This is a genomic window from Salinimicrobium oceani, assembly GCF_012037645.1.
Window position 1 is genome coordinate 1 of record NZ_JAAVJR010001323.1, and the last position, 327, is coordinate 327.

General features: G+C 45.0%; 1 protein-coding gene. It reads left to right on the forward strand.

Annotated elements, in window-relative coordinates; translation table 11 throughout:
- Positions 1–327 (forward strand): bifunctional 5,10-methylenetetrahydrofolate dehydrogenase/5,10-methenyltetrahydrofolate cyclohydrolase (locus HC175_RS22025; protein WP_168139997.1); only part of this gene is annotated, 327 nt, incomplete at both ends.

Genomic DNA, 327 nt, shown 5'->3' on the forward strand with positions numbered 1-327 from the left:
GAACTGGAATTACTTGCAAAGATCGAGGAGCTGAACAATAAAGATGATATTGACGGCTTCATAGTTCAATTGCCGCTTCCGCCACAGATCAACACTCAAAAAGTACTGTTAGCAGTAAGTCCGGACAAGGATGTGGATGGTTTCCACCCTACGAATTTTGGAAAGATGTCTCTGGATATGAGCTCCTTCATTCCTGCAACGCCTTTCGGAATTCTGGAAATGCTGGAGCGATATAACATTCCGACGAAAGGAAAACATACCTGTGTGATAGGGCGTAGCTATATCGTGGGCAGGCCTATGAGCATCCTTATGGGAAGACAGGGTTTT